This window comes from Desulfocurvus sp., assembly GCF_023230885.1.
Lineage (GTDB): Bacteria > Desulfobacterota > Desulfovibrionia > Desulfovibrionales > Desulfovibrionaceae > Desulfocurvus.
On sequence record NZ_JALNWM010000189.1, the window covers coordinates 1 to 6,965 of the forward strand.

8 protein-coding genes are annotated in these 6,965 nt (G+C 67.2%); all 8 read right to left on the reverse strand.

From position 1 onward, the window contains the following. On the reverse strand, nucleotides 1-245 hold a 245-nt coding region (locus tag M0P34_RS12430), incomplete at its 3' end, for a hypothetical protein (RefSeq protein ID WP_291499608.1). After that, nucleotides 242-667, reverse strand: coding sequence for a biopolymer transporter ExbD (locus tag M0P34_RS12435; RefSeq protein WP_291499610.1), 426 nt, complete (start codon nucleotides 665-667; stop codon nucleotides 242-244). The genes M0P34_RS12430 and M0P34_RS12435, both read right to left, overlap by 4 nt. 1 nt (nucleotide 668) lies before the next feature. Beyond that, nucleotides 669-1,283: a MotA/TolQ/ExbB proton channel family protein gene (locus M0P34_RS12440; protein ID WP_291499612.1), complete on the reverse strand. Its 615-nt coding sequence runs from the start codon at nucleotides 1,281-1,283 to the stop codon at nucleotides 669-671. A gap of 76 nt (nucleotides 1,284-1,359) precedes the next feature. Beyond that, nucleotides 1,360-3,162: a GTP-binding protein gene (locus tag M0P34_RS12445; RefSeq protein WP_291499614.1), complete on the reverse strand. Its 1,803-nt coding sequence runs from the start codon at nucleotides 3,160-3,162 to the stop codon at nucleotides 1,360-1,362. Nucleotides 3,163-3,254: 92 nt separating this feature from the next. Further along, nucleotides 3,255-4,403 (reverse strand): MBL fold metallo-hydrolase, encoded by a 1,149-nt coding sequence (locus tag M0P34_RS12450; protein WP_291499616.1) that lies wholly within the window; start codon nucleotides 4,401-4,403, stop codon nucleotides 3,255-3,257. A 9-nt stretch (nucleotides 4,404-4,412) separates the two neighbouring features. Further along, nucleotides 4,413-5,816 carry a hypothetical protein gene (locus M0P34_RS12455; RefSeq protein ID WP_291499618.1) on the reverse strand — a complete coding sequence of 468 codons (1,404 nt, stop codon included), beginning with the start codon at nucleotides 5,814-5,816 and terminating at the stop codon, nucleotides 4,413-4,415. Between the two features lie 16 nt (nucleotides 5,817-5,832). After that, complete coding sequence (locus M0P34_RS12460) at nucleotides 5,833-6,105, reverse strand: hypothetical protein (protein ID WP_291499620.1); 273 nt, start codon at nucleotides 6,103-6,105, stop codon at nucleotides 5,833-5,835. After that, nucleotides 6,102-6,746, reverse strand: coding sequence for a GntR family transcriptional regulator (locus M0P34_RS12465; protein WP_291499622.1), 645 nt, complete (start codon nucleotides 6,744-6,746; stop codon nucleotides 6,102-6,104). Before M0P34_RS12465 ends, M0P34_RS12460 begins: the two co-directional genes overlap by 4 nt. Nucleotides 6,747-6,965: the final 219 nt, after the last annotated feature.

Below are 6,965 nucleotides of genomic sequence, written 5' to 3' on the forward strand. Positions count from 1 at the left end.
AAGGCGCGCCGCCTCTGGTCGGCCGCGCGGCTTTGCTCCATGTAGCCGGGGGGCGGGGCTTCCATGCCGATGCCCCCCGCCTGCCCGTCCACGGGCGCCACGGCCAGGGAGTCCATCTCGATCCGCGCCAGGCGTTGGGCATCCGTCCCTGCCTGCGGCACGAGGCCCGGGGCAAGGTGCGCCACGCCCCAGTGCAGGAAGCAGGAGATGGCGAGCCCGGCGCAAAGGCGCTCCCTGTCCGTCACGGCCGCACCGCGTCCGCCGGGCTGGAGGTGGCGATGAGCATCTTTTCGCCGCCCTGCATGCGCACCTCGTCCACCAGAAAGATGAGCGCCTCCACCGGAGCCTTGGGCGCGGCGATGAGCACCAGCCTGCCGGGCTTTTCACGGAAGCCGGTGACCAGCTCGCGCAGCTTGTCGCGCACCTGGCCCCGGGGCAGGGGCACCCCCTCGCAGGTGATGGCGCCGTCTTCGAGCAGCCGCAGTTCCACCACGCGGCCGGAAAGGGGCTGGCTGCTGCGGGCGGCGGGCAGTTCCACCTCCAGTCCGCGCACGGTGAACGCCGCCGCCAGCACGAAAAAGATGAGCAGGATGAAGACCATGTCGATAAGCGGCGTGAGGGCGCTGTCGTCCGGCCCCTCGGCCGCACGCTGTGACAGGCGCAGCATGTCAGGCGCCTTCCCGCTCCGGCCCGGTGCCCCCGGCCTCGATCATCAGCGCGGTATTGCCCGCCGCGTCGAGCATCTGCGCCACGCGCCGCGCGCGCCCGGAGAAGACGGACAGGGAGAACTGCGCCGGAATGGCGATGCACAGGCCTGCGGCTGTGGTGATGAGCGCCTGCCAGATTCCGGCCGCCAGCAGGGTCATGTCCACGCCGGTGGTGGCCTCGGCTATGTGGGCGAAGGTACCGATCATGCCCGTTATGGTGCCCAGCAGGCCCATGAGCGGAGCCAGCCGCGCCAGGGTGGAGAGCAGCGCAAGCCTGCGTTCGAGCCGCCCCAGGGCCTGCTCCCCGGCCAGGCGCAGGGCGGCTTCGCGCCTGGGCAGCCCGGGCGCGTCCATGAGCGTGGCGAACTCGCGCAGCAGGGGCACGGCGCGCATGCGCTTGGCCACGGGGGCGATGTCGCCCTGGCGCAGGGCGGCCTGGATCTGGCCGTCCAGGGGGCCGTCGGGCAGGGGGCAGGCGGCAAAGGCCAGGGCGCGTTCCACGATCACGGCCAGGGCCATGACGGAGACCGCCAGCAGCGGCCACATCATCCAGCCCCCAAGGGTCATGATATTCATCAGTATTTCTCCGCAGCCACAGGGGTGATCCGGGCCGTCCGCGCGTGGCCCGGGCATGCTTCGTCGTCCTGTTCCGTCAGGCGGCGGGGCTGGCCGCGACGGCCCCGCCGCGGGCCGTGGCCACCACCTCGCGGGGCGCCAGGTCGATGCCGATGAAGACCAGGTAGCGCGCGTCCTCGTCCTGCGGGGCGGCCTCGAATTCCAGCTGGCCCGCCGCGTATTGCACCACGGCGGGCACAACGCCCCCGGCATGCAGGAGGTCCACGATGCCCTTGGCCCGGCACAGTCCCGGCCCGGCGGCGTCCAGCATCCGCCGGAGGGCGCTCTCGTCCACGGGGGCCTGCATGGGGAGGGTGTGCGACGCGAACCCTTCGTCCGCGTGGGTGCCCAGGGCGCCCCGGGCCTGCGCCAGGATGGGCAGGCGCGGCTGGCGCGAGGGCGGGCGCGTTCGCGCGTCCTGCCAGTCGGCCAGGAAGGCGTCCAGCCGGGCGAAGGCGATGTTGCCCTGCACGGCGGGCAGGATGCAGGCCTTGGCGTTGCAGGCGCGCAGGGTGCGCAGGATGTCTTCGAAATCCTTTTCCGCCAGGGTGTCGGCCTTGTTGGCGATGATGACGTCGGCCTGCTGCACCTGCGACAGGCGCACCCCGGAGACGCCCTGCGTCGCGTAGCCGCCGCGATGCCACTCCAGCGAGTCCACCACGGTGATGACCAGCCCCGGCTGGACGAATTCGGCCAGATCGTCCAGCGAGCGCAGCACATTGCCCGGGTTGGCCAGTCCCGTCGTCTCCAGGATGACCTGCTCCGCCGGGGCGTCGGCCAGCAGGCGTTGCAGGCCGGGGCGCAGGGCGTCGGCCAGGGTGCAGCATACGCAGCCCTCGTCCAGGGCTTCGACCCGGGTTTCGCTGCGGGTCAGGGCGGCGTCCAGGCCGACCTGCCCGAATTCGTTCTGGATGACGGAGGCGTAGCGCTCGCGTCCGTTGAGAAAATCGAGCCAGCGGCGCAGGAAGGTCGTCTTGCCCGAGCCGAGGAACCCCGTGAGCACATGCATGACGGGCAGGCAGGACAGTTCGTCCGGGCGGGGGACATAGCGGCCCGGCAGGCTGGCGAGCCTTTTGCCCGGGGCCGGGGCGGCGCGGGGGGCGCTGCCGAAGCTGGCCGAGAGGTGCAACTGCCGGTCCTCGCCGTGGGCCGCCGCCTCGTCCGGGGGGGCCGGGGCCGTGTGGTGCAGGCGCACGTCGGGCTCCGCGTCCAGCAGGCGCGCCGCCGTGCCCGCCAGCGCGGCGAACAGGCGCACCAGCAGGCGGAAGGCGGGCACGTCGCATTCGAGGCCGCCGGGGGGCACCAGCCACTGCGGCGCGTCCTGGGCGGCGGCGCCCGGCGGAACGGGGACACCCCCGCGCGAGACCAGACGCAGCCGCGCCGGGGCCGACAGGGCCAGGGACAGCCACGAGCCGTCCCGCGCGGCGGCGAGGTCCACCTGCCCCAGGCAGAAGGGGGCCAGGACCTCGGCGTGGGCCGAAAGCTCGCGCACGGCGTCGGTGTAGTCCGGCCCAAGGGCTATCTCCAGCGCCCGCAGGGGAAAGCTGTCCAGCAGTGCGTCCTGCGCGGCGGGGAACACATAGGCCGCGAAGGTTCCGTGCAGGGACTCCTCCTGCGTGCATTCGTCCAGGAAGACCAGCCCGAAAATATGGGGTAGGGGGGCCACGCGGCACGTCCAGGCCGGGCCGTGCAGGGCCGAGGGCCGCACACCGCGCCAGCCCAGGGCGCGGGCCTGCCTGCGGTCGAGGTGGATGCCCGAGAGCAGGGCTGTCAGGATGGCGGGGCTTTCCGGACCTGTTTCGGGGTCCAGCGGACGCGGCAGCAGGGTATGCAGGCTCATGACGATTTCCCGGTCTGCGGGCGCGGCGCGGCGCAGCGCGGTTTTACGCCCCGGGGCCGTGGCGGCGCGGCCCCGGGGCGGTGGTTGCAGGATCAGGAGGGGAACTTGATGACGTCGCCGTTGCCGAGGTAGTTCGTGGTCTTGGAGCGGAAGCGCGCCGAGCCCTTGACCACGGGGTAGCCCGCGTCCACGAACTTCTGGGCCGTGATCAGCCCGGTGCAATGGTTGCACCCGACCTTTTGCAGGTCCCACTTCTTGAGGCCGATGACGAGGTCGTCGTACTTGGGATCCCAGTCGTCGAAGGGCGAGATGTGCAGGCCGCCGTAAAGGCCGTAGAACTGGTCCTTTTCGTAGGCCAGCTCCTTGTAGGCCGTGTCGGCGAAGAGGATGATGCCCTGGTGGCAACACCCGGTGATGCTCACAAGCCCCACGTCCTTGACGTTGCAATACATGGAGATCTCGCCGAAGACCCTGAAGATGATGGGGCAGTCGAAGCCGTAGAGGGCCACGCCGTCCTGGATCTTGTGCAGGCCCTTGGGAACCTCCGTGACCTTGCCCACATGCCCGCAATCCTTGATGTATTGCTTGCCTTCCGGATAGAAGGAGTTGGGCGTGTAGATGTGGATGTTGGGGTTGTACCTGGTGACGGCGGGCAGGCCCCAAAAGTGATCCATGTGCTCGTGGGTCTGGATCATGGCCTTGATTTCGTTGTTGGCCAGCATGGTGTCGATACCTTCGCGCTTGTAGCAGGTATCCATCCACACATAGTTCCAACCGGTGTCAAAGAGGTACTTGGTGACGTTGCCGTCCATGTCCTCGATTTCGACCAGGCAGGAGAAGCCGCCGGCGTTGTCGGCGTGCACGCTCTTTTCCTGGGCGATGGCCCACGCCTCTTCCAGCTTGTTGGGCAGCAGGGGCTTGATCTGCTTGATGCCTTCGGCATAGCTGCCCTTGCCCACGCCCTTGCCGTTGCCGAAGGGCGCCCAGTTGAAGGTGTACTGGTCGACCAGCAGGCCGCCCGCGCCGGTAACGTCCTGCATGAAGACGCCGTTGTCGAACCAGCTCGTTTCCGAGATGTTGGTGATGCGCACGGCCTTGCACACGCCGATATCCGCCGTGCCGCGCTTGACATCCTTGAGGAAGGCCCGGCGCATGGGCGAGTAGGAATACACGCCCATGGCGCCGATGGCTCCCATGCCGACGCCCAGGGCCGCGCCCTTGACGAATTCGCGTCTGTTCATGTCGTCCCCCTATTGGACCAGGGTGAAGTGCGCGCTGAACCAGGGCAGCGCCGCCACGATGGCAAAGTACACAACCACGCCCACGACGATGCCCACGACAAGGCCCGGCGCCATGGCGGGGTGCCAGGTGTCGCGTTCCTCGATGGCGCGCTCCCCGGCCCGGACTTCCTCGGCGCTGCGCAGCTCACGCCGCCAGCCCGGCCAGCCGTCCATGAACCACCAGTTGATGAGCCAGATGTTGATGAGCCAGATCATGGGGATCATGGGGAACTGCTGCGGATGCGAGAAGCCCTTCTGCGTACCGAGCAGGAAGTGGGCGTACTTGTAGTACAGGCAATAGACGGCGATGCCGCCCGCGATGACGATGAGCGTGCGAAGCAGGACGTTCACCTGGGTGCTGAACTTGTTCGGCCAGTTGCCGCCGTAGAATTGCAGGAACAGGGCCGGAACCAGGAAGAAGATGGCCGTTTCGCCCACATGCAGCCAGCGCCAGTCGGGAGCGGCGTCGCGGCGGTGTCCGCGGATGGCGTCGCCCCACACCAGCTCCTGCATGTACCAGAAGAAGAAGCACAGGGACACGGAAATGGCGATGATGCCGAAGAACATGGCGAAGCGCCGCAGCCACGGGGTCTTGATGAGGCAGAAGGGATAGCGCTCCCAGATGCCTTCCATGAACCAGACCACGACGGTGCAGCACATGATCCAGGCCACATGGAAGTTGGCCGAGACGGTGTGGGCGAAGTTCTCCCAGTAGGGCGGGGTGATGGCGGTGAAGTACTGCCAGGGGTAGTAGAGGATGCCCATGTGGTTGTGCATGGTCATGAAGTAGATGACCAGGCTCAGGCAGAAGGTGCCGATCCAGATGCTCAGGCCCTTGACGGGCTGCTTCTGGTTCTCCCAGGGGCGGCCCTCCAGGGCCACGATCCAGGCCGGGCTGATCCACGAGGCGATGACCGCGAACATCATGCAGGCCTGGGCCGCGTATTCCACGGCGTAGAATTCCGTGATGCCGGGCAGCTTCTGCAGCTGCGCGGGGTTGAAGTAGGCGAAGGCCGTGTTGCCGAGCACGCCCTCAAAGAAGCCGTGGATGATGAGGATCATTATGCCCACGGACACCAGGGAGAGCACGACGCCCTTCTGCACGGGGTGGGCGTGGCGCACCCAGTCCTTCTTGAAGGGCCAGAAGTCGAAGATGTAGGCCATCCAGATCAGGATGATGAGCCACCAGCGGCAGTAGTTGTAGCCCACATAGGGCGTGTAGAACCGCATGACGCCGCGCGGATCCTGGAAGATCCACCACGTCACGGCGAAGATGGACAGGGTCAGGGCCAGGTTGGCCAGCATGGGCAGGGGGCCACGCCAGCGCTTGATGAGCTTGCGCTCCTCAAGATAGGGAATGTCGTGTTCAGCCATCTCTTCCTCCATGGAGTTATGGGCCGTTGCCGGGTCCGGTCTGCTGCGCCCTGGCGCGCATGGCTCGCAAAATGGCCCGGGCCAGTTCTTCCTCGTGCATCGTTTCCGCGGGCAGCCCCAGGCGCTGCCCTTCCAGACGCAACATGGCGGGCGAAAATTCCGGCGGCAGGGCGGCGAGGGCACAGGACTCTTCCTGACCGGCCTCCGGAGCGTTGCTTTCACCCGTCGCAGGCGGAGGTGGGGCGTGCCATGCTCCGCGTAAAAAGTTCCTCCTGCTGAACGTGATCATGTTTCCTCTCCCATGCATTGCAAAAGGCAGGTCGGGTACGCGGCAATGGCTGCGGACGCGGCTTGCGGATCCGCATGGCGCAGGCCGTGCAGCGTGCGGGCAAGATGCTTGAACAGCTCTTCGAGGCGCACGGGCGGGCAGTCTTGCAGCAGCCGCGCCAGGGCATGGACATCCGGCAGGGTTGCGGCCCCGGCCTGGGCCAGCCGGGCGTTGCCCGTGGCCTGCAAGAGAATGGAGAAGAATTGCAGATGGCTTTGCGCGAAGAGGTGCATGTCGCCCGCGTGCAGGGCCATGCCCGTCGCGGGCAGCTGGCGCTCCAGGGTCAGCATGACCGACGGCGCGAAGGACGGTTGGGCCGCCGTGAGCAGGGGCGGCATGACGATGCGAAAGGCCCGCAGGCTGTCCGCGAGGCTGGCGTTGTCGGCCCGGCAGGGCAGGGCGCGCACGAAGGTTCCGCTGCCGCGCCGCGTCTCGAGGATGCCGCGGCCCACCAGGGCCCGCAGGGCGGTGCGCAGGGTCGGGCGGCTCACTCCCAGTTCGTCGGCCAGCAGCCGCTCGGCCGGCAGCCGTTCAAACAGGCTCCAGCGGCCCTTGAGCAGGGCCTGTTCCAGGCGGCGTTCCGTGGTGGCGGGCGTGGTCATGGCGTACCTCTACAACTTTGTGGTGGAATGATTCTGCCCAGTGGCCAGTTTTGTGGCAATATTTCTATGTTAGTGCTCTGAAATGATTTTAACATGTTAATTTTAATGCCAATAATTAAAGAATTTGGTATTACCACTTTTTCTGAAAGCGCTGTTTCATAAGTTTGCAGTGTTCAGAATAGTGCCGTATCATGCTCTTGGATGCTTGTTCAGCTAATT

Excerpts from the sequence above, each read along its gene's own strand:
- M0P34_RS12465 (WP_291499622.1), bottom strand. The coding sequence starts at position 6,746 with ATGACCACGCCCGCCACCACGGAACGCCGCCTGGAACAGGCCCTGCTC.
- M0P34_RS12445 (WP_291499614.1), bottom strand. The coding sequence starts at position 3,162 with ATGAGCCTGCATACCCTGCTGCCGCGTCCGCTGGACCCCGAAACAGGT.
- M0P34_RS12450 (WP_291499616.1), bottom strand. The coding sequence starts at position 4,403 with ATGAACAGACGCGAATTCGTCAAGGGCGCGGCCCTGGGCGTCGGCATG.
- M0P34_RS12455 (WP_291499618.1), bottom strand. The coding sequence starts at position 5,816 with ATGGCTGAACACGACATTCCCTATCTTGAGGAGCGCAAGCTCATCAAG.
- M0P34_RS12440 (WP_291499612.1), bottom strand. The coding sequence starts at position 1,283 with ATGAATATCATGACCCTTGGGGGCTGGATGATGTGGCCGCTGCTGGCG.
- M0P34_RS12435 (WP_291499610.1), bottom strand. The coding sequence starts at position 667 with ATGCTGCGCCTGTCACAGCGTGCGGCCGAGGGGCCGGACGACAGCGCC.
- M0P34_RS12460 (WP_291499620.1), bottom strand. The coding sequence starts at position 6,105 with ATGATCACGTTCAGCAGGAGGAACTTTTTACGCGGAGCATGGCACGCC.